Annotated in this window: 20 protein-coding genes; 10 read left to right on the plus strand and 10 right to left on the minus strand. The window is 73.5% G+C overall.

The genetic code is table 11. The features are described 5' to 3' along the window. Nucleotides 1–226: 226 nt before the first annotated feature. From pepN to ABD347_RS02675, 6 genes are all read left to right on the plus strand, one after another. A complete protein-coding gene (gene pepN / locus ABD347_RS02650; RefSeq protein WP_344355871.1) occupies nt 227–2,788 on the plus strand; it encodes an aminopeptidase N in 2,562 nt (853 codons plus the stop codon). Between the two features lie 180 nt (nt 2,789–2,968). Continuing rightward, nucleotides 2,969–4,579 carry an ATP-binding protein gene (locus ABD347_RS02655; RefSeq protein ID WP_344355872.1) on the plus strand — a complete coding sequence of 537 codons (1,611 nt, stop codon included), beginning with the start codon at nt 2,969–2,971 and terminating at the stop codon, nt 4,577–4,579. Further along, the gene (locus ABD347_RS02660) at nt 4,576–4,983 is read left to right on the plus strand and encodes a roadblock/LC7 domain-containing protein (protein WP_344355873.1); all 408 of its coding nucleotides are present in this window, start codon (nt 4,576–4,578) and stop codon (nt 4,981–4,983) included. Before ABD347_RS02655 ends, ABD347_RS02660 begins: the two co-directional genes overlap by 4 nt. Then, on the plus strand, nt 4,980–5,357 hold the full coding sequence (locus tag ABD347_RS02665) for a DUF742 domain-containing protein (RefSeq protein WP_344355874.1): 378 nt from the start codon (nt 4,980–4,982) through the stop codon (nt 5,355–5,357). The genes ABD347_RS02660 and ABD347_RS02665 overlap by 4 nt, the downstream gene beginning before the upstream one ends. Next, nucleotides 5,338–5,961: a GTP-binding protein gene (locus tag ABD347_RS02670; RefSeq protein WP_344355876.1), complete on the plus strand. Its 624-nt coding sequence runs from the start codon at nt 5,338–5,340 to the stop codon at nt 5,959–5,961. The genes ABD347_RS02665 and ABD347_RS02670 overlap by 20 nt, the downstream gene beginning before the upstream one ends. After that, the gene (locus ABD347_RS02675; RefSeq protein WP_344355878.1) at nt 5,958–7,337 is read left to right on the plus strand and encodes a cytochrome P450; all 1,380 of its coding nucleotides are present in this window, start codon (nt 5,958–5,960) and stop codon (nt 7,335–7,337) included. Before ABD347_RS02670 ends, ABD347_RS02675 begins: the two co-directional genes overlap by 4 nt. Before the next feature lie 12 nt (nt 7,338–7,349). On the opposite strand, the gene ABD347_RS02680 is transcribed toward ABD347_RS02675, so the two are convergent. The 6 genes from ABD347_RS02680 to ABD347_RS02705 all read right to left on the minus strand — a co-directional run bounded on the left by ABD347_RS02680 (nt 7,350) and on the right by ABD347_RS02705 (nt 13,817). Continuing rightward, entirely contained in the window at nt 7,350–8,459 is a 1,110-nt protein-coding gene (locus ABD347_RS02680; RefSeq protein ID WP_344355880.1) for a terpene synthase family protein, read from the minus strand. A gap of 2 nt (nt 8,460–8,461) precedes the next feature. Continuing rightward, complete coding sequence (locus ABD347_RS02685) at nt 8,462–9,391, minus strand: methyltransferase domain-containing protein (RefSeq protein ID WP_344355881.1); 930 nt, start codon at nt 9,389–9,391, stop codon at nt 8,462–8,464. A gap of 284 nt (nt 9,392–9,675) precedes the next feature. After that, complete coding sequence (alc, locus tag ABD347_RS02690; protein WP_344355883.1) at nt 9,676–10,851, minus strand: allantoicase; 1,176 nt, start codon at nt 10,849–10,851, stop codon at nt 9,676–9,678. Between the two features lie 129 nt (nt 10,852–10,980). Continuing rightward, complete coding sequence (locus tag ABD347_RS02695) at nt 10,981–11,883, minus strand: LysR family transcriptional regulator (RefSeq protein WP_344355885.1); 903 nt, start codon at nt 11,881–11,883, stop codon at nt 10,981–10,983. A 28-nt stretch (nt 11,884–11,911) separates the two neighbouring features. Further along, nucleotides 11,912–12,817, minus strand: coding sequence for a DMT family transporter (locus tag ABD347_RS02700; protein ID WP_344356353.1), 906 nt, complete (start codon nt 12,815–12,817; stop codon nt 11,912–11,914). Nucleotides 12,818–12,890: 73 nt separating this feature from the next. Beyond that, complete coding sequence (locus ABD347_RS02705) at nt 12,891–13,817, minus strand: EamA family transporter (RefSeq protein ID WP_344355886.1); 927 nt, start codon at nt 13,815–13,817, stop codon at nt 12,891–12,893. Nucleotides 13,818–13,921: 104 nt separating this feature from the next. Between ABD347_RS02705 and ABD347_RS02710 the strand changes: the two genes are divergently transcribed. Then, nucleotides 13,922–14,434, plus strand: a complete 513-nt coding sequence (locus tag ABD347_RS02710) for a MarR family winged helix-turn-helix transcriptional regulator (RefSeq protein ID WP_344355888.1) — start codon at nt 13,922–13,924, stop codon at nt 14,432–14,434. A gap of 301 nt (nt 14,435–14,735) precedes the next feature. Here the strand turns inward: ABD347_RS02710 and ABD347_RS02715 are convergent, their stop codons facing one another. From ABD347_RS02715 to ABD347_RS02725, 3 genes are read right to left on the minus strand one after another with little or no spacing between them, the layout of a single operon-like run. Next, a complete protein-coding gene (locus ABD347_RS02715) occupies nt 14,736–14,963 on the minus strand; it encodes a hypothetical protein (protein ID WP_073751121.1) in 228 nt (75 codons plus the stop codon). A 20-nt stretch (nt 14,964–14,983) separates the two neighbouring features. Beyond that, nucleotides 14,984–17,095: a 4-alpha-glucanotransferase gene (malQ, locus tag ABD347_RS02720; protein WP_344355890.1), complete on the minus strand. Its 2,112-nt coding sequence runs from the start codon at nt 17,093–17,095 to the stop codon at nt 14,984–14,986. Then, entirely contained in the window at nt 17,096–17,365 is a 270-nt protein-coding gene (locus ABD347_RS02725; RefSeq protein WP_344355892.1) for a hypothetical protein, read from the minus strand. A 269-nt stretch (nt 17,366–17,634) separates the two neighbouring features. On the opposite strand from ABD347_RS02725, the gene ABD347_RS02730 reads away from it, so the two are divergent. Next, a complete protein-coding gene (locus ABD347_RS02730) occupies nt 17,635–20,598 on the plus strand; it encodes a beta-N-acetylglucosaminidase domain-containing protein (RefSeq protein WP_344355894.1) in 2,964 nt (987 codons plus the stop codon). 36 nt (nt 20,599–20,634) lie between these two features. Here ABD347_RS02730 and ABD347_RS02735 read toward each other — a convergent pair whose 3' ends face one another. Continuing rightward, nucleotides 20,635–21,171, minus strand: coding sequence for an HNH endonuclease (locus tag ABD347_RS02735; RefSeq protein WP_344355896.1), 537 nt, complete (start codon nt 21,169–21,171; stop codon nt 20,635–20,637). 220 nt (nt 21,172–21,391) lie between these two features. Here ABD347_RS02735 and ABD347_RS02740 point away from each other — a divergent pair, with 220 nt between their 5' ends. Together ABD347_RS02740 and ABD347_RS02745 are read left to right on the plus strand one after the other, a co-directional pair. After that, nucleotides 21,392–22,474: a mechanosensitive ion channel family protein gene (locus ABD347_RS02740; RefSeq protein ID WP_425575568.1), complete on the plus strand. Its 1,083-nt coding sequence runs from the start codon at nt 21,392–21,394 to the stop codon at nt 22,472–22,474. A gap of 200 nt (nt 22,475–22,674) precedes the next feature. Continuing rightward, complete coding sequence (locus ABD347_RS02745) at nt 22,675–23,862, plus strand: ROK family transcriptional regulator (protein ID WP_344356357.1); 1,188 nt, start codon at nt 22,675–22,677, stop codon at nt 23,860–23,862. Nucleotides 23,863–24,166: the final 304 nt, after the last annotated feature.

Raw genomic sequence — 24,166 nt, forward strand, 5'->3', positions numbered from 1 at the left:
CCCTTCGTCATCCCTTCGTCCCCGTCGTCTTTCCCCTCGTCCCCGTCGTCGTCCTCCCCGGTCGCCGGACGGCCCGGGCTCGTGAAGCCGTCGCGCTCGCCGCCGGGGACGGAGACCCGGGCCATACGCGAAACGGGGCACACCCTGCCGGTGGTAATAGGTCATCGTGTTCCGAGCCCGCCGTGGAAGGATGACCGCAAACGTCACACAACGAGGAGATGACCGGGTGCCTGGCACGAACCTGACCCGTGAAGAGGCCCAGCGGCGGGCGGAGCTGCTGACCGTGGACTCGTACGAGATCGACCTCGATCTCCGTGGCGCGCAGGAGGACGCGACCTACCGGTCCGTGACCACCGTGCGCTTCGACTCCGCCGAAGAAGGGGCGGAGACGTTCATCGACCTGGTGGCCCCGGCCGTCCACAAGGCCACGCTGAACGGCCACGCGCTGGACGTCGCGGCCGTGTTCCGGGACTCTCGTATCAAGCTGAAGCACCTGAAGCAGGGCCGCAACGAACTGACGGTCGTCGCGGACTGCGCGTACACCAACACCGGGGAGGGTCTGCACAAGTTCGTCGACCCGGTCGACGACCAGGCCTACCTCTACACCCAGTTCGAGGTGCCCGACGCGCGGCGGGTGTTCGCGAGCTTCGAGCAGCCCGACCTGAAGGCCACGTTCCAGTTCACCGTGAAGGCGCCGGCGGGCTGGACCGTGATCTCCAACAGCCCGACCCCGGAGCCCGAGGACGGCCTCTGGGTATTCGAGCCGACGCCGCGCATCTCGACGTACATCACGGCGCTGATCGTCGGCCCGTACCACGCGGTGCACAGCACGTACGAGAAGGACGGGCAGGTCGTGCCGCTGGGCATCTACTGCCGTCCGTCGCTCGCCGAGTTCCTGGACGCGGACGCGATCTTCGAGGTGACGCGGCAGGGCTTCGACTGGTTCCAGGAGAAGTTCGACTACGCGTATCCCTTCGCCAAGTACGACCAGCTCTTCGTGCCGGAGTTCAACGCGGGCGCGATGGAGAACGCGGGCGCGGTGACCATCCGTGACCAGTACGTCTTCCGCTCCAAGGTCACGGACGCGGCGTACGAGGTGCGCGCGGAGACCATCCTTCACGAGCTGGCGCACATGTGGTTCGGCGACCTGGTCACCATGGAGTGGTGGAACGACCTGTGGCTGAACGAGTCGTTCGCCACGTACACCTCGATCGCCTGCCAGGCCGCGGCTCCGGGCTCGCGCTGGCCGCACTCGTGGACGACGTTCGCCAACTCGATGAAGACCTGGGCGTACCGGCAGGACCAGCTGCCGTCCACGCACCCGATCATGGCCGAGATCAACGACCTGGACGACGTCCTGGTCAACTTCGACGGCATCACGTACGCCAAGGGCGCCTCCGTGCTGAAGCAGCTGGTGGCGTACGTCGGCGAGGACGCGTTCTTCCGGGGCGTACAGCAGTACTTCAAGCGGCACGCGTTCGGCAACACGCGCCTGTCGGACCTGCTGGGCGCGCTGGAGGAGACCTCCGGGCGCGACTTGCGGACCTGGTCGAAGGCGTGGCTGGAAACGGCCGGTATCAACATCCTCCGCCCGGAGATCGAGGTCGACGGCGACGGGGTCGTCACCTCCTTCGCGGTCCGGCAGGAGGCCCCGGCGCTGCCGGCCGGCGCGAAGGGCGAGCCGGTGCTGCGGCCGCACCGGATCGCGATCGGCCTGTACGAGCTGGAGGGCGGCAAGCTGGTCCGTACGGACCGCCTGGAGCTGGACGTCACCGCGACCGAGCGGACGGAGGTGCCCCAGCTCGTGGGCAAGCGGCGTCCGGCGGTGGTGCTGCTCAACGACGACGACCTGTCGTACGCCAAGGTCCGCCTGGACGAGGTGTCGCTGGAGTGCGTCACCGAGCACCTGGGCGACTTCACCGAGTCGTTGCCGCGCGCCCTGTGCTGGGCATCGGCCTGGGACATGACGAGGGACGGCGAGCTGGCCACGCGCGCGTACCTGGAGCTGGTGCTCTCCGGCATCGCGAAGGAGTCGGACATCGGTGTGGTGCAGTCGCTGCACCGGCAGGTGAAGCTGGCGCTGGACCTGTACGCGGCGCCCGAGCGGCGCGAGGCGGCCCTGGCGCGCTGGACCGAGGCCACGCTCGCCCACCTGCGCACCGCGGAGCCGGGCAGCGACCACCAGCTGGCGTGGGCACGGGCGTTCGCGGCGACCGCCCGTACGCCGCAGCAGCTGGACCTGCTGACGGGCCTGCTGGAGGGCACGGAGACGATCGAGGGCCTGGTCGTCGACACCGAGCTGCGCTGGGCGTTCGTGGAGCGGCTGGCGGCCACGGGGGTGTACGACGAGACGGAGATCGCCGCCGAGTACGAGCGGGACCGGACGGCGGCGGGCGAGCGGCACGCGGCGACCGCGCGGGCGGCCCGGCCGACCGAGGAGGCCAAGGCCGAGGCGTGGGCGTCGGTGGTGGATTCGGACAAGCTCCCCAACGCCGTGCAGGAGGCGGTGATCGGCGGCTTCGTCCAGACCGACCAGCGTGAACTGCTGGCCCCGTACACGGAGAAGTTCTTCTCGGTGGTCAAGGACGTGTGGGAGACCCGCTCGCACGAGATGGCCCAGCAGGTCGCGGTCGGGCTCTACCCGGTGCTCCAGGTGTCCCGGGAGACGCTGGACGCCACGGACGCCTGGCTGGCGAGCGCCGAGCCCAACGCGGCGCTGCGGCGGCTGGTGTCGGAGTCGCGGGCGGGTGTCGAGCGCGCGCTCAAGGCGCAGGCGGCCGACGCGTAGCCACGGACGAGGGTGACGCCCCGGACCCGGGTCGACCGGGTCCGGGGCGTCTTTGCGCCAGGGGCTGTCGTGGGGGCGGTCCGCATGCTGACCCGATGTCAAGAGTCATGCTCAACAACCGATAAGCTTCCGGGCCGTTGTGTCCTTTGATCTTTCGCTTTCGATCGTTTGAGGGTTCTGATGGTTCGAGAGGGATCGTCGCCCGGTAGTCCAGGGCCCGCCTCACCCGTCATATGGGCGTTGCCCGCCATCGTGATCGCAGCGGGCACCGCCGTCGCCGTGGCCCTGACCCCCGCACCGGCCCGCACCCCGGTCGCCTGGCTCGGGGCCGCCGCCTTCGTCGCGGTCGCGCTCGCCTGCGGTACGGCGGCCCGGCGCGGCCGGGAGCTGGCGCGCCTGCGGGACGCGGTGGCCGAGCAGCGGGCGGCCCTCGCGCGCCAGGAGGCCGAGACGGTGCGGCTCGCCGACACGCTGCTGCCGGACGTGGTGCGGCGGCTGCGGGAGGGCGAGTTCCCCGAGGACGTCCTCGCCTCACTGGAGGCCCCGGGCGCCCACGGGTCCGGGCTCACCCCGGAGTTCCGGGCGGCCCACCGGGCGGTGCTGCGCTCCGTGCTGGACGCCGTGGTCGCCGAGGAGGACCTGCGCGAGTCGGCGCAGCGGGCCTTCGTGAACATCGCCCGCCGCGTCCAGGCCATCGTGCACCAACAGGCGCAGGAACTCCGTGACATGGAGGACCGGCACGGCCAGAGCCCCGCCGTCTTCGGTGACCTGCTGCGGCTCGACCACGGCACCGCGCTCATCGGCCGCCTCGCCGACTCCATCGCCGTACTCGGCGGCGCGCGGCCGGGCCGCCAGTGGAACAGGGCCGTGCCGCTCTACAGCGTGCTGCGCGGCGCGATGTCCCGGATCATCGACTACCAGCGCGTGGAACTCCACTCGGTCTCCGAGGTGGCCGTCGTCGGCCCCGCCGTCGAACCCCTCATCCACGCGCTGGCCGAGCTGCTGGACAACGCCACCCGCTACTCGCCGCCGCAGACCAGGGTGCACCTGACCGCGGTGGACGTGAACGCCGGCATCGCCATCGAGATCGAGGACGGTGGCGTCAGCATGAGCGAGGAGGCCCGCAACCGGGCCGAGCGCATGCTCCGCCAGGCCCAGCAGGGCATCGACCTCAACGACCTCGGTGAGACGCCGCGTCTGGGCCTCGCCGTGGTGGGCCGGCTGTCGCAGGCGTACGACTTCCAGGTCTCGCTGCGGTCCTCCGCGTACGGCGGTGTCCGGGCCGTCCTCGTCGTTCCGCAGGACCTGATCACCACCACCTCGGCCGCGACGGGCATCGCCCACGGCATCGGTACCTCCTCCGGGCCCCGCGGAGCGCTGGCCCCGGCCTCCCGGAGTACGGCCGGAACGCCGTCCGGCCCCTCCGGCCCCTCCCGCACGGCCACCGGCGCCTCCGGCCCGTCCCGCGCGGCCACCGGCCCGTCCGGCGCCGACGTGCCCGCCGTGACCGAGCGGACGCCCAGCGGCCTGCCGCAGCGCCGCCGCAAGTCCCGCGCCACCGCACCGGCGGCGCCCGCCGCCTCCGACGGGGCCCCGGAGAGCGCGAACACCACCATGACCACCCGGACCGCAGCCGCCACGGCCACCACCGAACCGGAGCCCGCACCCCAGGTGCAGCCCGGCATGTGGCTGGCCGCCTTCCAGAGCGGCCTGTCCGGGGAGAGCCGGACCGGCGCAGACCAGAACAGCGAGGCCTCGCCGGCCTCGGCGAACGAGGGGGAACAGCCATGAGTCAGCAGCGGCCCGACATGGACTGGATGCTCAAGGATCTGGCCGAGAGCGTTCCGCAGACCCGCCATGTCATCGTGCTCTCCGCCGACGGCCTGCGCATCGCCCAGTACGGCGCGGCGACCGACACGGCCGACCGGCTGGCCGCCGCCTGCGCCGGTCTGCAGAGCCTCGCCGGCGCGGTCGCCGCCGAACTCCCGCACAGCGAGGGCCGGATGCGCCTCGTCGTGATCGAGATGGACGGCGGCTTCTTCTACCTGATGGCGGCCGGTGCCGGGGCCTACCTCGCCGTGCTGGCCGACGAGGGCGTCGACGCCGGTCTGATGGGCCAGCGGATGCGCGACCTGGTGGCACGGATCGGAGAACACCTCAGCAGCCCGCCCCGCCGCGACGGGCAGCCCGCGTGAGCGACCCGGACCACCGGCGCGGTGAGAGCCACGACTGGGAGGACGGCAGTCCCGAGCGGCTCTACGTGATCACCGGTGGCCGCAGCGGTTCGTTAGGGTCCGCCCCCCTCGACCTGGTCACGCTGATCGTGGCCAGGTCGGCGCCCCGGCCCGGTATGCAGCCGGAGCAGGCGGCGATCATGCGGATGTGCCAGGCTCCGCTGTCGGTGGCCGAGATCTCCGCGTACCTCTCCCTGCCGATGAGCGTGGTGACCGTCCTGGTGGGCGACCTGCTCGCCGGCGGGGACGTGCTGGCACGCGCGCCCGTCGCCCGCGCCCAACTCCCCGACCTGGCACTGATTGAGGCAGTGATCGATGGACTTCAGAAGCTCTGAGCCACCCGCCGGGCCGTCCCGCGCGGACACCCTGCCGGAGACGGCCACCGCCGCGGTGAAGGTGGTGATCGTCGGCGGCTTCGGGGTGGGCAAGACGACCCTGGTCGGCTCGGTGAGCGAGATCCGGCCGCTGACCACCGAGGAGACGATGACCCAGGCCGGGGTCGGCGTCGACGACACGGCGGGCGTGGAGCGCAAGAGCTCCACCACCGTGGCCATGGACTTCGGCCGGATCAGCATCAACGAGGAACTGGTGCTGTACCTCTTCGGCACGCCCGGTCAGGAACGCTTCTGGTTCCTGTGGCGCGGGCTGTTCGAGGGCGCGCTGGGCGCGGTGGTCCTGGTGGACACCCGGCGGCTCGAGGTCAGCTTCGACGTGATCGGCAGGCTGGAGGAGCGCGGCGTGCCGTTCGTCGTCGCCGTCAACTCCTTCCCCGGAGCGCCCGAGCACCCCCTGGAGGAGCTGCGGGGCGCCCTCGACCTGCCCGCGTCCGTGCCGATCGTCGTGTGCGACGCCCGGCGGCGCGACTCCAGCCGTGACGTCCTGATGACGCTGATGCGCTACCTGCACTCCCTCGCCGTGACCCCGGAGGCCGCCTCGTGACCACCCCGCCCACTCCCCCGACCCGGCCGGGCCCCCCACCGGGCTGCCCCGCGCACCGGCTGTACGGCCCCGAGGCCGAGGCCGACCCCATGGGCCTGTACGAGAAGCTGCGCGCCGAACACGGCACCGTCGCCCCCGTCCTGGTGCACGGCGACCTGCCGGCCTGGCTGGTGCTGGGCCACCGGGAGAACCTGGACGTGGCCCGTACGCCGTCGCGGTTCTCGCGCGACCCGCGCCACTGGCGCGACATGCGGCAGGGGAACGTCCCGGCCGACCACCCCCTGACGCCGATGACGGCCTGGCAACCGGTGTGCCACTTCGTCGACGGGCAGGAGCACCAGCGGCTGCGCCGGGCCGTGACGGAGTCCCTGGAGCGCTTCGACCGGCGCGGGGTGCGCCGCTATGTGAAGCGCTTCGCCGAGCAGCTGATCGGCCGCTTCGCCGAGACGGGCCGCGCGGACCTGGTCGCGGACTTCGCGGAGCCCCTGCCGATGCTGGTGATGACCCAGCTGGTCGGGGCGCCCGACTCCTACGGACCGCGGCTCGTCGAGGCGGCCCGCGACATGATCCAGGGCACGGCGACGGCCGTCTCCAGCAACGAGTACGTGACGGTGGCCCTGCGGGAGCTCGTCTCGCGCAAGAAGTCGGTGCCCGGCCACGATTTCACGTCCTGGCTGCTGGAGCACTCCACGGCGCTGAGCGACGAGGAGATCGTCGAGCATCTGCGGCTGGTGCTGATCGCGGCCTTCGAGACGACCGCCAACCTGATAGCGAACACGCTGCGGATCGTGCTCACGGACCGCCGTTTCCGCGCGAACCTCTCCGGCGGCCATATGACGCTGCCCGACGCGCTGGAGCAGGTGCTGTGGGACGAGCCTCCCCTCATGACGGTCCTGGGGCGCTGGGCCACCGGCGACACCGAACTGGCCGGGCAGCGGATCAGGGCCGGGGACATGCTGCTGCTGGGTCTGGCCGCGGGCAACGTCGATCCGGGGATCCGGCCGGACCTGACTCTTCCGCTCCATGGCAACCGGTCCCACCTGGCCTTCAGCAGCGGCCCGCACGAGTGCCCCGGCCAGGACATCGGCCGGGCCATCGCGGACACCGGCATCGACGTCCTGCTGTCCCGGCTGCCGGACCTGGAACTGGCGGTCCTGGAGACGGACCTGCGCTGGAACTCGTCCCTGATGTCCCGGCGTCTGACGTCGCTGCCGGTGACGTTCACCCCGCGCGGGGCGACGGGCACCACGGCCGCCCCCGCGGCCGTCTCGCGGCCCCTGCCGGAGGCGGTCACCGCGCCGGCTCGTCCCGACCCCGTGGAGGGCGGCGCTCCGAGCCGGGCGCCGTGGTGGCGTCGCCTGCTGGGACGCCGCTGAGCGGGGCGTCCGTCAGCGGTCGAGCTGCCGCCACCACCAGGCGATGGCCGGGAGGGGCGGCGGCTCGGCGCTCGGGTCGCCGGGCACCCCGGTCAGGGTGATGTCGTACGAGGCGCCCTCGACCGGCAGCTCGTTGCGGTTGCGCGGGCTGGCGTAACGGGGCGCCCGGTTGTGGTACTCGAGATCGCCGGCGATCCAGTGCTCCAGCGAGCGCAGGTACCGGCGCAACGGCTCGTCGGCGTCCCGCGCGACCTGGTCACGCAGCCGCACGAAGAGCGTCACCACCCCGTCCCGGAACGCACTCGCCCGGGGGAGCGCCTCACGGGGCGTACAACCGTGGTGCCGGGCGAGGACGTTGATCAGGTTCTGCTCCCAGGGCACATGGTGGTCGTCCTTGTTGTACGAGAGCAGGTCGTTGTCGCAGGAGACGATGAAGCCGGCGGCGTCGGTGAGCGCCTGGACGGGTGTGGAGTACAGCACGTCGGCCGGAAGGTCGATGCCGTTGGCCACTTCGCACCAGGTGAGGGTGAAACGGGTGCCGTTGACCGACGTACGCATGGCGGCGAAATCGTTGAGGGAGGGCATGACGCCCCGTTCGGCGTTCGCCGACTGCCAGGCGGCACCCAGGACCCAGTCCCGGACGCCTTCCGTGAAGCGGTGCGCCTGGAACGGCGTGAGCATCGCCCGGGTACGCCTGACCAGGTCTTCGAGCGCGGCGGTGTGCGGCCCGGGGGGCAGCGTCGCCGAGCCGGGCGCCTCGACCGCGCGGACGAGCCGTGCGCTGTGGTCGACGATGTCCGCCGTCCGGGTGGTGGTGGTGCCGGAGTCCTGCCAGTCGTCGATGGCGAAACCCCAGTAGTTCCACTGCGTGAACAACAGCATCGGCTCCACGTCGCCGTAGGGGATGATCCGGCTGGTGAAGTCGGCGCTGCGGGTGGCCAGGCCCCAGGCGCGTTCGGTGGCGTCCGGGTAGAGACCGAACGCGTCGATCCAGGCGATCGCCCGCTCCTCCAGTTCGGCGGCCTTCGGGTGGATGAGGCCCTCGTCGAACGGGGAGTAGAACGGCGGCAGGCGCCAGCCGATCCGGGACGGGTGCGCGTCCTCGGCGTAAGCGGGTGGCATCGTCAGCTGCCCCCGCCCAGTCGGAAGAGCAGCAGCCGGGTCTCCATGGCGTGGTCCCGCCAGATGCGGAACAGCTTGCCGTGGGTGATGGTCGACTCCTGGAGCCGCTCGCGGGACCAGGCGGTCCTGCCCGGAGCGCCGGCCTGGCCCCCGTCGCGCTCCAGACGGTCCAGCTCAGCCGTGTTCCAGGCCATGGACTGGACCCAGAACTCGGCGACCCCGTCGGTGACGTCCTCGTCCTGTTCGAGCTCGAAACCGGCCGCCTCGGCGGCGGTGATGTACTCGGTGAGGGTGCCGAGCCGTGTCTTGTAGTAGCCGTCGATGAACTCCGCCCACTCGGGACGGCGGATGAAGTGTTCCTGGATCCCGAACCAGCCGCCCGGCTTGAGGGACTTGGCGACGACCTGGAAGAGCCGCTCACGGTCCATGTAGCCGGAGCTCTCGTTGGCGTAGGCGGCGTCGTACCTGCGCTTGGTACGGAAGTCGTGGATGTCGCCGAGGACGGCACTGACCCGGCCGGACACGCCGGCCCGGCGGGCGAAGTCCTCGATGACCGGCACGTGTTCGCCGGTGACGGTGAGCCCGGTGACCTTGGTGCCGTGCTCCTGTGCCCAGTAGAGCGAGCCGCCGCCGACCCCGCAACCGATGTCGAGGAGCCTGCCGGGCGGAGTGGCGTACGCGCCCCAGTTGCGGGCGGCGTGCGCGACGATCGCCTCCTGGGACTCGACTATGCGCCGCTTGAGGACCCGCTGGGCGACGGTGGTGTTGGGAGCGGCGCCCGGGGCGAACAGCCCCACGTGGAAGTGGACGCGGGGACCCGGTCCGTACTTGTGGAGGATGTCCGCGGTCTTGCGGCTGTAGTAGAGCGGGACTTGCGCCTGGTCGAATGCCTTGCCATCAGTCGTCGGCTGAATGGCGAGGTTGCTGTCCATCGGTTCTCCGGTCCTGCGGTCATGTGGGGGTGTTCATCGGCCGCCCCACCCTGCCCAGAAGTCACTGAAAAAAGTCATCAGCCACCAAGAGTTTGAGCATAGTCACGCGCAAAAGGGCCACATTCCGCGCGAAGTTGACCGTCCGGGACCGAGGGAAGGGGCGCCCTCCCCCGTGGGGCGCCCCTCGCCGTCGAGAACCGCGGTGAAACCCGCCCGGCGGGTGGGCGACCGGTGCGCGGCCACCCGCCGGGCGGAGCCGGTCAGGCCGTCAGGCCGTCAGGCCGTCAGGCCGTCAGGCCGGTCCAGCGGGCCCGCAGGGCGGCCGCGCCCTCGTCCGTGGGCGAACCGTGCAGGCGCATCCGGGCGATGCCGCCGTCGGGGAAGGCGTCGAGCCGGACGTGGGTGGCGACGACCGGCTCGGGCAGCGCGAACCGGTGGAGGGTGTCGGGCTGGAGCCTGGTGCGCGGGATGATCTCGAACCACTCCGCGCCGTCCTCGGGCCCGCCGTCGCGGCCGTGGAGGGCGATCCAGCCGGCGGAGTTGCCCTTGAGGTACGCGGTGTCGATCTCGACGGCCCGGACGACGCCCTGCGCGGCGAGCCGGAAGCGCACCCAGTCGTTGGTGCCGCGCACACGGCGGCGGCGGTTCTCCCAGCCGTCGTCCATTTTGTGGGACGTACCCGGCAGGATGATCTGCGTGGGCGAGGAGTAGAACCGGTCCGACGCGTCCTCGTAGGCGCCGCCGTTGAGTACGGAGACGAGGTCGACCGTGCCGAGCAGTCCCAGCCACTCGGGGTCGGGCACGACCTCGCCGTGGACGCGGAGCCGGGCGACGCCCCCGTCGGGGTGCTGGCACAGGCGCAGGTGGGTGAAGCGGCGCTCGACGCCGATCTCGAAGCCGTTGGCGGCGTGGCCGCGCACGGGCGTGGGGGGTACGAGCTCCTCCCACCGGACGTCGTCGGAGAGCAGCCGCTCCGGGCTGGGCGTTCCGGCGACGGAGGCCGCCTGGACGGACACGCGCCGCGGGTAGTTGCCGCGGAAGTGGGCCGTGTCGACCACGATGCCGCGGATGACGCCGGGGGCACCGAGGCGGATGATCGCCCAGTCGTGGTCCTCGGGTGCCGGGAAGGGGTCACCGGCGTCCGTGCCCCGCCGGCGGCGGGTCTCCCAGCCGTCCATGACCTTGCCCTTGTGGCCGAAGTGCTCGGGGTCGAACACGGCCCGCTCGCGGACAAGGAGGTTCTCCCGCTCGGCGAAGAACTCGTCGTTGGCGGCGACGACTCCGGCGCCGAGGCGGCGGTCCGCCAGGTCGACCAGCTCGGCGAAGGGGAAGTCACCGGCGCGGTAGTCGGCGTACGGGTCACCGCCGCCGTACGGCGCGGCGTCGTTGGCGTGCGGGTCCTGGTCCTGGTCCTGGTCCTGGTCCTGGTTCTGGGCGGTGAGGCCGGTTACGAAGGTCATGCCTCGACTCTCCCGCCGCCGTACCGGTCAGGTCCAGTGGAAGTTTCTTCACTGACGGTTAAGTTGAACTGAAAGGCGGAAGGGGCAGCTCTCCGTCGAGGTGGTTGCGTCCCGACAACGCGGGCCGCCCTACCGCCGCGTCGCCGCCTCCCGCAGCGCCGCCAGCAGCCGGGACACCGCCGGGGCGGATTCGGCGCCCCGGCGCACCGCCGCGATGACATGGCGACGGGGCTGATCCGCCTCCAGGACCCGCGTCACCACCCCCGACGCCCGTTCGGCGGCCGCCATGCGCGGCACCAGCGCGATGCCCATCCCGGCCTCCACCATCGCCAGGATCGCCGTCCATCCGGCGGCCGAGTGCGCCTGCTCCGGCACGAACCCGGCCGCCTCACACGCCGCCCGGGTGATCTCCGACCAGGGCCCGCTCCCCCCGAAGATCCACCGCTCGCCCGACAGGTCGGCCAGCCGCAGCCCCGGCGCCCCCGCCAGCGCGTGGCCGGCCGGAAGGGCCACGTCCAACGGGTCTGCGAGCAGCGGTACGCGGCTGAACCGGGCGTCCCGGGCCGGCGGCGCGTGCGCCGCCAGCGACAGCGCCAGGTCCACCTGCCCGGCCGACAGCAGCTCGTACGCCTCGGCGGCCTCCGCCTCCCGAACCCGCACCTCCAGGCCCGGGTGCGCGGCGCGCAGCCGCAGCACGGCCGGCACGACCAGCGCGGGGACGGCGGTGGAGAACGCCCCCACCCGCACCTCCCCCGCCTCCCCCCGGAGGTAGCCGGTCAGTTCGGCGTCGGCCCGCTCCAGCTGGGCGAACACCGCCTCGGCGTGGCGCAGCACGAGCTGGGCCGCGTCCGTCAGCCGCACGCGCCGGCCATGTGCCTCCAGCAGCTTCACGCCGAGCTGCTTGGAGAGGTTGGTGAGCTGCTGGGAGACGGCGGAGGGGGTCATCAGCAGCGTCTCCGCGGTCGCGGTCACCGTCCCCCGGTCGCGCAGGGTGCGGAGGATCTGGAGCTTCTTGATGTCCCACTCGGTCATGCCCGGCAACCTACCCGCGGCCGGCCGCTCACCTGTCGCGGCCCGTCCCGAGGACGACGCCACCCAGGATCAGCGCCAAGCACAGGAACTTCAGCGGCCCCATCTCCTCGCCGAGCAGCGCCCAGGACAGCAGCGCGACGCACACCGGCTGGAGGTAGTACACGGCTCCGGCGCGCGCCGCGCCGATCAGCGCGACGGCCTTGTTCCAGGCGAAGAAGGCGACGGCGGAGGAGAAGACCCCGACGTACACCAGCGGGCCGACCGTCCCGGCGGTGGGCTCGAACCCGCCCTGCACGGCGAGGCTGACCCCGTAGGCGGGCAGCAGCATCAGCGCGCCGAGCACGAAGGTGGCGAACAGGAAGGCCGGTCCGCCGAGTGCGGCCGGCCGTCGCTTCAGCAGGGCGCTGTACGAGGCGAAACAGACCGCCGCCGCGACGATCCACAGGTCACCGGCGGCCGGGTCGGGCACGAGCGAGCCTCTGCCGGCCAGGAGCAGGACGCCGGCGCAGGCGATCAGCATGCCGGTCACGCGGCGCGGGCCGAGGCGGCCGCCGGCGAGCCGTTCGGACACCGCCATCAGGACCGGGGAGGCGGCCATGACCATGCCCATGGTGCCCGCGGAGGTGGTGAGGCCGGCCTGGTTGACGAGGGTGTTGTAGAGGGTCACTCCGAGCAGGGACGCGAGGGTGACGAGGCCGAGGTGGCGCCGGATCGGGCCGCGCTGCCGCCAGGCCTCGCGGGCGGCGAAGGGGGCGACGGCGAGGATCGCGACGATCCAGCGCCAGAAGGCGGCCTGGATGGGCGGCACGGAGTCGTGGAGGGCCCGGGAGGTCACGAAACTGCCCGACCAGACGACCGTCGCGAGGGCCGCGAGGAGGAGGCCCGGGCCGGAGATCCGGACGGCCGCCCCTCTCGCACGCTCGGTCCCACGGATACGGACGCGGTTCAGGACTGCCACGGTTGCCCCTTGCCTCTCTCCCCGGCGCGCGGGGATCTCGGTCAGGGGCCTACCGTCGCAGGCCGGAAGCCGTTAGGTCTATCGAAGATTTTTTATCGATACTTTCAGTGGAACTGAACGTTCTGCGGGGCGTCCACTGTCCGGCGAGCGTCGCCCCGAAGGCGACGGCCATCCCGGCCAGCTGCACCGGCCCCAGCGCCTGGCCGAGCGCCGCCCAGCCGATGACGGCGGCGGTGATCGGCGACAGCGGCCCGAGGAGCGTGACGGAGGTGGCGGGCAGCCGCTCGATACCGCGCAGCCAGAGCCAGTAGGACACGGCGGTGTTGGCGAGCGCGAGGTACGCGTAGCCGGCGACGCCCCGGCCGTCGAGGGCCGGAGGCGCGCCCTCCACCAGGAAGGCGACCGGCGTGATCAGCAGCCCGCCGAAGCTCAGCTGCCAGCCCGTCATCGTGAGGGGGCCCACTCCCTCCGGCCTGCCCCAGCGCTTGGTGAGCACCGTGCCCGCCGACATGGACGCCGTGGAGGCGAGACCGGCGCCCACGCCCAGGGGGTCGAACGCCGCGCCCGCCTCCAGCACGACCAGGCTGACACCGAAGGCGGCGGCGACGGCGGCGAGCACGGTCCGCACCGTCGGCCTCTCGCCCAGCAGGAGCGCGGCCAGACCGACGACGAAGAGCGGCCCCACCGAACCGACGACGGCGGCCGGCCCGCCCGGCAGGCGGTAGGCGGCCAGGAACAACAGCGGGAAGAACACGCCGATGTTGAGCGCTCCGAGCACCGCCGACCTCCACCACCAGGCGCCTCGCGGCAGCGTCCGAGTGAGGGCCAGCAACGCCGGCCCGGCGGCCAGGGCGCGCACCATGCCGGTGAACAGCGGCCGGTCGGGCGGGAGGAACTCCGTGGTCACCGCGTAGGTCGACCCCCAGGAGATCGGCGCGAGAGCCGTGAGACCCAGGACGGCGGCGTTGCGGGACATGGCTTCCCCCTCAAATAGCTCAGCAGTAAGTAGCTTAGCACTAAGCTACTTACGTACAAGCAACTTTCTTGCGAGCGAGGGAAACCGACCAGCAGACTGCCGCCATGACCTCCGCGACACCCACGCCCCAGGACCCCGTCGACGCGATCACCGCCCAATGGGCGGTCGTACGCCCCGATCTGGACACCACGCCCATGGCGGTCTTCGGGCGGATCTACCGGCTGAGCAGCGCCATGGCCGCCCGCATGGAGAAGGCGTACGCGCCCCTGGGCGTCTCACGCGGCGAGTTCGACGTCCTGGCGACCCTGCGGCGCTCGGGTGAGCCCTACACCCTCTCCCCCCGTGAGCTGTCCGCGACGCTCATGCTGACCACGGGCGGCATGACGGGGCGGCTCGACAAGCTGGAGCGGGCCGGGCTGCTCAGCCGCAGCCCCGATCCGCACGACCGGCGCGGCCTGCGGGTGACGCTCAGCGAGCGCGGCCGCGAGCTGGTGGACGAGGCGGTGGTGGCCGGGCTCGCGGTGCAGCGGGAGGCCCTCCAGGCCGCTCTGGACGACCGGGAGACCGAGCAGCTGAGCGGTCTGCTGCGCAAGCTGCTCACGGCCACCGGCGCGTGACCCCGCCATAGCCGCGCCCCGGCTCCGGGCGGGCACCGACAGCCGGGGCGCGAACGCCTGCAACCGGGCGGCGCCCCCTACCGCCGGGCGGCAACGCCGACGACCCGGGCGGTACGGAGTACCACCCGGGTGGGGTCGGCGAGTGAGCCTGAGGAGCGCGGGCGCCGGGAGCGGGTACGCGCGGGTCCGGCGACGAGCGCACGACCCGGGCGGGGCCACCTCCCGCGGCGGCCGTCCACGCACGTGGCGGACAGCTCCCGGAGGCGGACGGCACCCGGAGGCGGATGAGCCCCTCGGGAAATCAGACCTTCTTGGACTTGTCCAGCACCATCACCAGGCCCGCGATCACCGCGAAGAGCACGATCGGGGCGGCGACGTACAGGCCGAGGGTCTCGGCCACGCTCAGGCCGGGGCCCGGGTCGTCACCGTCGTCACGCGTGAGCGCGAGCGCGGGGGACGACATGAGCAGCATCATCAGCGTCGTACCGGCCGCGACGGCGCCGGCGCGCAGGGCGTTCTTCTTGTCCACGGTGCAAACGTAGCGAACGCCTAGAGACCGCGCGCGCCCGGGGGTGGCGTCGACGGCCGGAGAACCTCCATCAGGGCGTGCAGACGGGGTGAGACGGCCAGCTCCTCCAGGGTGACGGGACGGCCCTCCGCGTCGGCCGCCGGCAGCCGCCAGTTCGGGTACTGGTCCCAGGTGCCCGGCAGGTTCTGCGGGCGGCGGTCGCCCACCGCGTCCGGCAGCCAGACCCCGGTCATCCGGGCGGGGGTACGGCGCAGGAAACGGTAGACGGCCCGGATCTCGGCCTCCTCGTCACGCGGGCCCTCCTCCAGCAGGCCCAGCTCACGCAGGTAGGCCAGCCACTCGGCGACCTCCTCGGCGTCCTCGGCGCGCTCCTCCTCCAGGGGGCGGGCGAGCAGCCCGAGCCGGTGGCGCAGCCCGACGTGCTCGCCGGTGAGCCGGGCGGCGGTGGAGGGCAGGTCGTGCGTCGTGGCGGTGGCCACGCAGTCCGCCCGCCACGTCCCGGGCGGCAGCGGTCGCCGCGTGCCCTCCCAGTCCCGCTCGAACCACAGCACGGACGTCCCGAGGACCCCGCGCCGCTGGAGGGACTCCCGTACGCCCGGTTCGACCGTGCCGAGGTCCTCGCCGATCACGACGGCGCCCGCGCGGTGGGCCTCCAGGGTGAGGACGGCGAGCATGGCGTCGGCGTCGTACCGGACGTACGTCCCCTCCGTGGGCCGTCGCCCCTCGGGCACCCACCAGAGCCGGAACAGCCCCATGACGTGGTCGATGCGCAGCGCGCCCGCGTGCCGCAGCAGACCGCGCAACAGGTCCCGGTAGGGGGCGTACCCCGAGGCGGCCAACGCGTCGGGGCGCCAGGGCGGCAGGCCCCAGTCCTGGCCGTGGGCGTTGAACGCGTCCGGCGGGGCGCCCACCGACATCCCGGCGGCGAACGCGTCCGCCTGCGCCCACGCGTCGGCGCCGTCCGGGTGCACGCCGACCGCGAGGTCGTGGACGATCCCGACGGGCATGCCCGCCTCCCGGGCGGCCCGCGCCGCGGCGCCGAGCTGCTCGTCGGTGAGCCAGGCGAGCCGGCAGTGGAAGTCGACTCGGTCGGCCAGCTCGTCCCGCTCCCGCGCGGTGGCGGCCGATCGCGGGTCGCGCAGGCCCTCGGGCCACTGCCGCCGGTCAGCGCCGTACCGCTCGGTGAACGCGCACCAGGTGGCGTGGTCCAGCAGGGCCTGACCCTGCGCGGCGCGGAACTCCCGCAGGGCGGCCTGCCGGCCGGGGCCGAGCGGCACGCGCCGCACCAGCTCCAGGGCCTGCCGCTTGAGCACCCACACCGCGTCCCGGTCGATCAGCTCGCCCTTGCGCAGCACCCCTTCGCGCAGCTCCGCCGCGCGCCCGGTGAGCGCGTCGAGCTCGGCACGGTCCTCTCCGCGTACGTACGCGTACTCGGGGACGTCCTCGATCCGCAGGTGGACCGGGTCGGGGAAGCGCCGCGAGGAGGGGCGGTACGGGGACGGGTCGGTGGGCGTCCCCGGCACGGCCGCGTGCAGGGGGTTGACCTGTACGAACCCGGCTCCCAGGTCCCGGCCCGCCCAGCCGGCCAGCTCGCGCAGGTCGCCCAGGTCGCCCATGCCCCACGACCGGCCGGACAGCAGCGAGTACAGCTGGACGAGCACGCCGTACCCGCGCCCGGGGGGCTGCGGGACCCGCCCGGGGGCGACGACGAGCGTGCTGTGCGCGGTGCGCCCGCCGCGCGCCCGGGCCTCGAGCCGGTGCACGCCCAGCGGCAGCCGCTCCCAGCGGGGCGTGCCGGAGATCTCGTCGCCGTTCTCGGTGGTGATCCGTACGTCGGTGCCCGGCGGGAGCGCCGTCAGCGGGCGCGGCAGCTCGGGCGGGCGGCCCTGGGGCCGCGCCCCGTCGTCCGGCCCGTCCCGCCACAGGACCAGCGTGGGCGGGAGCAGCCGGGCGTCCCTGGCCGCCTCGGTGGCGGCCAGGGAGGCACGCAGCGCCTCGGGCGTGGCGGCGTCGACGTCCAGGGCGGCGAGGACCTCCACCACCGTGGCGTCGGGGACCGGGACGGTGACACCCGCGGACGGGGAGTACGCGGTGGCGACACCGTGCAGCGCGGCGAGCCGGGCAAGGGTCATTCAGGCTCCTGGGGACTCCGGTCCGCCGGCCGTGCGGTGCGCGGTCGGCTCGCTGGTCAGGGGGGTGAAGTCGGTCAGCGCGGGTTCGCTGGTCAGGGGGGCGGCGTCGGCGAGCGGCGGTTCGCTGGTCAGCGGGGTGCCGGCGGCGGGCAGCCCGGTCAGGGGGCAGAAGCCGGGGCCGTAGCCGGTGACCGGCAGGTCGGCGGCGGAAGCGGGCCCCGGGACCTGTTTGGAGAGGGCGGAGAGCAGGAGCTGGGCGGAAGCGGCCACGGTGGCCTCCCTGTGAAGGTGACGGTGGGACACCCCAGCCCTACCCAGCGGGCGGCCACACATCCGCGGAATGTGGTGTCGGTCACATCGGCTTTCCGGGAGGGGCGTTGGACCCTCCCCCGTGACCCGGTAGGCAAATACGACACAACGGCCACGCACATTGACACCTTCGGCGAGTCGGTGGTGGGCTCGAAACCGACCGGTTCAGCCATCGCTCCGGACACCGGCAAAGCTACTCGCAGAACAATGAAAGACGAGGGGAGACGCGCGTGCAGTTCGGGCGCTTCAGCCGCGGAAAGCGGACCGCGACGGCCGTCGCCGTCGCCGTGATCGGCGGCCTCCTGGGCGGCGCCCCCGGTGCGCTGGCCGCGCCCGGCGGCCCCGGCTCCCCCACCACGGCCTCCCCCGGGAGGGACGGCACCGCCCTGCCCCCGGTGTGGCCGCGTCCGCAGTCCCTCCGGGCGGCCGGTACCGCGGTGCCCCTCGGTGACGAGGTGACGATCCTCACGGAGGGGGACGCCGACCCGTACGCGGTGGCGGCACTGGAAGCCGCCCTGCGCGACGCGGGCGTGCGGACCGTCGACACCGGGCCGGGCGGACGCGGGCCGGTGGTGCTGCTGGGCGGCACCGGCGCGCGGCACGCGCTGCGGGCCCTGCGGGCGCCCGAGCGGGGCGACCTTCCGGCGGGCGGTTACCGCATCGCCACCGGCCGGTACGAGGGTCGCGACACGGTCGCCGTGGACGGCGTCGGCGGGGACGGTCTGTTCCACGCCGTGCAGACGCTGCGTCAGCTCATAGCCTCCGACCGGACGGTGCCCGGCGTCGTCGTGCGCGACTGGCCGGGAACGGCCGTACGCGGCATGACGGAAGGTTTCTACGGCCGCCCCTGGAGCCACCGGCAGCGGCTGGCGCAGCTGGACTTCATGGGCCGCACCAAGCAGAACCGGTACCTCTACGCCCCCGGCGACGACCCCTACCGCCAGTCCCAGTGGCGTGAGCCCTATCCGGCCGCCCAGCGGGCGGAGTTCCGGGAGCTGGCCGACCGGGCGCGGCGCAACCACGTGACGCTGGCCTGGGCCGTGGCCCCCGCCCAGTCGATGTGCCTGGCCTCGGAGGACGACCTGACGGCGCTCAAGCGCAAGGTCGACGCGATGTACGCGCTCGGGGTGCGCGCCTTCCAGGTGCAGTTCCAGGACGCCTCCTACGACGAGTGGCACTGCTCCCGGGACGCGGACGCCTTCGGCTCCGGCCCCGCCTCGGCCGCGCGGGCCCACGCGCGCGTGGCGACGGAACTCGCGCGGCACCTGGCCGACCGGTACCCGGACGCGCAGCCGCCGGCGCTGATGCCGACCGAGTACTACCAGGACGGCGCCACCGAGTACCGCACGGCGCTCGCCGCGGAGCTGGACGACCGGGTGCAGGTGGCGTGGACGGGGGTCGGCGTCGTGCCCCGTACGATCACCGGCCGCGAACTGGCGGGCGCGCGGGACGTGTTCGACCACCCGCTGGTCACCATGGACAACTACCCGGTCAACGACTACGCGCAGGACCGCATCTTCCTCGGCCCGTACATGGGCCGCGAGCCCGCCGTGGCCGCCGGTTCCGCCGCGCTGCTGGCCAACGCGATGGAGCAGGCGACCGCGTCCCGCATCCCCGTCTTCACCGCCGCCGACTTCGCCTGGAACCCGAAGGGCTACCGCCCCGGGGAGTCCTGGCACGCCGCGCTGAACGACCTGGCGGGCGGTGACCCCAAGGCCCGGGAGGCACTGCACGCCCTGGCCGGCAACGACGCGTCCTCGATACTCAGCCCCACCGAGTCGGCGTACCTGCGTCCGCTGCTGGCGGACTTCTGGCGGACCCGCGCGAGCACGACCGCCGACGCGGCGGCCCGGGACCGGGCGGCGCGCGACCTGCGGGCGGCGTTCGGCGTGATGCGGCAGGCCCCCGAGCGGCTGACCGGGGCGGCCGACGGTCTGCTGGACGACGAGGTACAGCCCTGGCTGGAGCAGCTGGCGCGGTACGGCCGCGCGGGCGAGGCGGCCGTCGACATGCTCCAGGCGCAGGCCCGGGGCGACGGGGCGGGTGCCTGGCGGGCGTCCCTGGAGCTGGAGCCGCTCCGCAAGGAGCTGGCGGCGAGCCCGGTGACGGTGGGCAAGGGGGTACTCGCCCCGTTCCTGACGCGGGCCGTCAAGGAGGGGGCGCGGTGGACGGGCGCGTCGCGCGACGCGGGCACCGTGGCGCGGGAGAACGGGGCGTACACCGTGCGCCTGGACCGGCCCCGCCCCCTGGACACGGTCACCGCGATGACGGTGCCGGGCGACGCGCGCCCCGCGACCGGCTCGGTCGAGGCGCACGTGCCCGGTCAGGGGTGGCGTCCGCTGGGCGCCCTGTCGGGCGACGGCTGGACGCAGGCGGCCGCGCGGGGCCTCACCGCTGACGCCGTCCGGATCACCTGGACCGGGCGGTCGCCCGGTGTGCGGGCCCTGGTGCCGTGGTTCGCCGACGAGCCGCAGGCCCGCCTGGACCTCCCGCGCGCCGAGACGGACGCGGTGATCGGGGGCGCCCCGCGCCGGGTGAACGCGGTGCTCGCCGCCCAGCGTCCCGGCGAGGTACGCGGCACGCTCACCGCGAGGGCCCCGAAGGGCCTGAAGGTGACCGTCCCGAAGCAGACCACCGTCCCGCGCGGTACGGCCGCCACGGTCCCGGTCGACATCACCGTCCCGGCGGACACCCCGTCGGGGGACTACCGGGTGCCGCTCTCCTTCGCGGGCCAGGAGCGCACGCTGACCGTCCGGGCCTACCCGGCGACCGGCGGCCCCGACCTGGCCCGTACGGCGACGGCGTCCTCGTCGGGCGACGAGACCGCCGACTTCCCCGCCTCGGCCGCGATCGACGGCGACCCGGAGTCGCGCTGGTCCTCCCCGGCCGAGGACGGCGCCTGGTGGCAACTGGAACTGCCGCGGCCCGCCCGGCTCGGCCAGGTGGTCCTGCACTGGCAGGACGCCCACGCGGCGAAGTACCGCGTCCAGGTGTCGGCCGACGGCCGCGTCTGGCGCACGGCGGCGACCGTGCGGGACGGGAAGGGGGGCCGCGAGGCGATCCGCATGGACGCCCCGGGCACCCGCTTCGTCCGCGTCCAGGGCGACGCGCGGGCCACCGAGTACGGCTACTCGCTGTTCACGGTGGAGGCCTACGCGGTCGTGGCGCCCCAGGAGGTCACCACCCGGCCCTGACGCCCCGGGGGTGGGGTGCGACGAAGGCCCGGACCGTCAGGCGGAGATGCCGTCGATCCGGGCCATGGCGTCGTCCGCGCCGTACGGCTGCAGGTAGGGCAGCCAGCGCGGGTCCCTGTGTCCGGTCCCGATGATGCGCCAGGCGAGGCCGGTCGGCGGGGCGGGTTGCTGGTGGAGCCGCCAGCCCAGTTCCCGCAGGTGCCGGTCGGCCTTGACGTGGTTGCAGCGGCGGCAGGCCGCCACGACGTTCTCCCAGGCGTGCTGTCCGCCGCGGCTGCGCGGCACGACGTGGTCGACGCTGGTTGCGACACCACCGCAGTACATGCAGCGCCCGCCGTCGCGGGCGAAGAGGGCCTTGCGGGTCAGAGGAACGGGCCCCCGGTAGGGGACCCGTACGAACCGCTTCAGGCGGACCACACTGGGGGCGGCGATGGCACGGGTCGCGCTGTGCATGAAGGCGCCGGATTCCTCGAGGCAGACGGCCTTGTTCTCAAGGACGAGGACGAGCGCGCGGCGGAGCGGTACGACGCCGAGGGGCTCGTACGACGCGTTGAGGACCAGGACGTGCGGCACGGATGCCTCCTTGTACGCCGGCGGCGCGTGGCTCGCGCCGGGACGATCTGCTCTCAGTCTCTCCTCATGCCAGGTCGAAGCGCCACCACGTACCGGTAACGGGCCCGAAGTGTTCTCGACCACACCCTGATCATCCCCAGGTGAGACGCAGCTCTCCCTCGAACATGGCAACGAACCACCCTCGATGCGCCGTTAAATGTAATTGGTCCGCTTGTCCATCCTGGAGGTTCCCGCCGTGCTCTGGTCCGCCGTTCCGGCTGCCGACCCCACACCCGCGCCGGTGTCGCTCGACGAAGCCGCCAAGCAGGCCGGCGAGGCCGCCGGCTGGGTGGAGCAGAACTGGTCCACCTGGCTGAGCACGGGGCTGCGTATCCTGCTGATCCTGGTGGTCGCCGTCGTGCTGCGGCACCTCGTCCGCCGCGCCCTGAGCAAGCTGATAGAACGCATGAACCGCAGCGCCCAGGCGGTCCAGGGTTCCGCGCTGGGCGGTCTCCTGGTGAACGCCGAGCGGCGCCGGCAGCGCTCCGAGGCGATCGGCTCGGTGCTGCGCTCGGTGGCCTCCTTCCTGATCCTGGGCACCGCCGGCCTGATGGTCCTCGGCGCGTTCAACGTGAACCTGGCGCCACTGCTGGCCTCCGCCGGTGTCGCCGGTGTCGCCATCGGCTTCGGCGCCCGGAACCTGGTCACGGACTTCCTCTCCGGCGTTTTCATGATCCTGGAGGACCAGTACGGGGTCGGCGACTCGGTCGACGCGGGAGTCGCCTCCGGCGAGGTGATCGAGGTGGGCCTGCGCGTGACGAAGCTGCGCGGCGACAACGGTGAGATCTGGTACGTCCGCAACGGCGAGATCAAGCGGATCGGGAACCTGAGCCAAGGCTGGTCCACGGCGACCGTCGACGTGACGGTCCGCCCGACCGAGGACCTGGACCGGGTCCGCGCGGTGATCACCGAGGTGGGCGAGAGCCTCGCCAAGGAGGAGCCCTGGAACGAGCGCCTCTGGGGGCCGGTCGAGGTCCTGGGCCTCAACGAGGTGCTGCTGGACTCCATGACGATCCGGCTCGCCGCCAAGACGATGCCGGGCAAGTCCCTGAGCGTGGAGCGCGAGCTGCGCTGGCGCATCAAGCGGGCCTTCGACGAGGTCGGCATCCGCATCGTGGGCGGCCTGCCGGCGACCCCGCCCGAGGGCGCGCCCGCGGACCCGACGGCGTCCATGGCGCCCCCGTCCGCCTTCGCCTCCGCCACCTCCCCCCAGTCGGTCGCGACGACCCCGCTGACCCCGCCGCCGAATCTGGCCAAGCCGTAACCGGTACGGGTGAAGGGCGCCCCCGCCATGACGGCGGGGGCGCCCTTCGTCGTCGGCGGGGCCGGGGCTTGACGGGTGCCTGACGCTCGCCATACCGTCTGCCCACCCCGACAGTAAAGTTTCCTTACAGTGGGCAGGTGCACCCTCTCGTGACCGCGACCTCCGGAAACACCCCCGGCACCCCACGCGTCCTGCGGGCCATGAACGACCGGGCCGCACTCGACCTGCTGCTGGAGCACGGGCCGCTGACGCGGTCCCGGATCGGGAAGCTGACGGGGTTGTCCAAGCCGACCGCCTCGCAGCTGCTCGCACGGCTCGAAGCCGCCGGGCTGGTCGTGGCGACCGGCGTGACGGAGGGGCGGCCGGGGCCGAACGCGCGGTTGTACGCCGTCGACGCCCGCGCCGCGTACGCCGCCGGGCTCGACGTGAACCCGCGGCGCGTGCGCGCGGCCGTCGCCGACGTGACCGGGGCGGTGGCCGGCGAGTACGAGCTGGCCACCCCGGGGAAGGCGGCGGGGGACGTCGTACGGCAGGTGACCGAGGCGCTGGACGGGGCCGTGAAGGCGGCCGGGATCACCCGCGGCGAGGTGCACCGGCTGGTGATCGGCACGCCCGGCGCGTTCGACCCGTCGACCGGGCGGCTGCGGTACGCGTCCCACCTGCCCGGCTGGCACTCCCCGACGCTGCTCGACGAGCTGGCGGCCGCGCTCCCCATGCCCGTGGAGTACGAGAACGACGTGAACCTGGTGGCGGTGGCCGAGCAGCGGCTCGGGGCGGCCCGTGGGCACGGGGACTTCGTCCTGCTGTGGAACGAGGAGGGGCTGGGCGCCGCGCTCGTGCTCGGCGGGCGGCTGCACCGCGGGTTCACCGGCGGCGCCGGCGAGGTGGGTTTCCTGCCCGTGCCGGGGGCGCCGCTGGTGCGGCGGGTCACCCGGGCCAACAGCGGCGGCTTCCAGGAGCTGGCCGGCGCCCGGGCACTGGCCCGGATGGCGCGCGAGTACGGCGTCGAGGACCTTCCGCGCGGGGAGCCCGCCGAGGTCGCCGCCGAGCTCGTCCGGCGGGCGGCGGAAGCGGGCGGCGCGGACGGGTCCGGCGGGGCCGCCGGCGGCCCGTACGGGAGGCTCCTCGACGCCTTCGCGACCGGTCTCGCCACCGGCCTGGCGTCACTGGTCGCCGTCCTCGACCCCGAGCTGGTGGTGCTGTCCGGCGAGGTGATCGTCGCCGGCGGGGAAGCGCTGCGCGAGCGCGTGGAGGCCGAGCTGGGTGAGCTGGCCGCCTCCCGGCCCCGGCTCGTCGTCGGCGGCGTACAGCGGCACCCCGTGCTGCGCGGCGCGCTGGAGAGCGCGCTGGCCGCCACCCGTGACGAGGTCTTCGACACCTCGCGCTGAGCCGCGCCCCTCGCCCCCGCGCCCCCTCGTCCCCCTCCACGCCTTCCGCTCCCTCGCCGCTGAGCACCACCCCCGAGGACCGCCCGCCGAGCACCGCGCCGAGAACCGAACCAGGAGGACACCGCCATGAACCGTGCCCGACGGCCGCTGCCGACCGCGCACACTCCTATGGGTGATTCCGCCGGTGACCGGACCGGATTGCGTGGCCGTGGCGCTGTTCCGGCCCCTCCCCACCGGGAACGACTGCCTCGGGCCGCGGGTCCCCGCCCCGGAGAACCCGGCCCCCAGGGCCCCCAAGGCCCTC

The organism is Streptomyces gobitricini (assembly GCF_039532985.1).
Taxonomy (GTDB): domain Bacteria; phylum Actinomycetota; class Actinomycetes; order Streptomycetales; family Streptomycetaceae; genus Streptomyces; species Streptomyces gobitricini.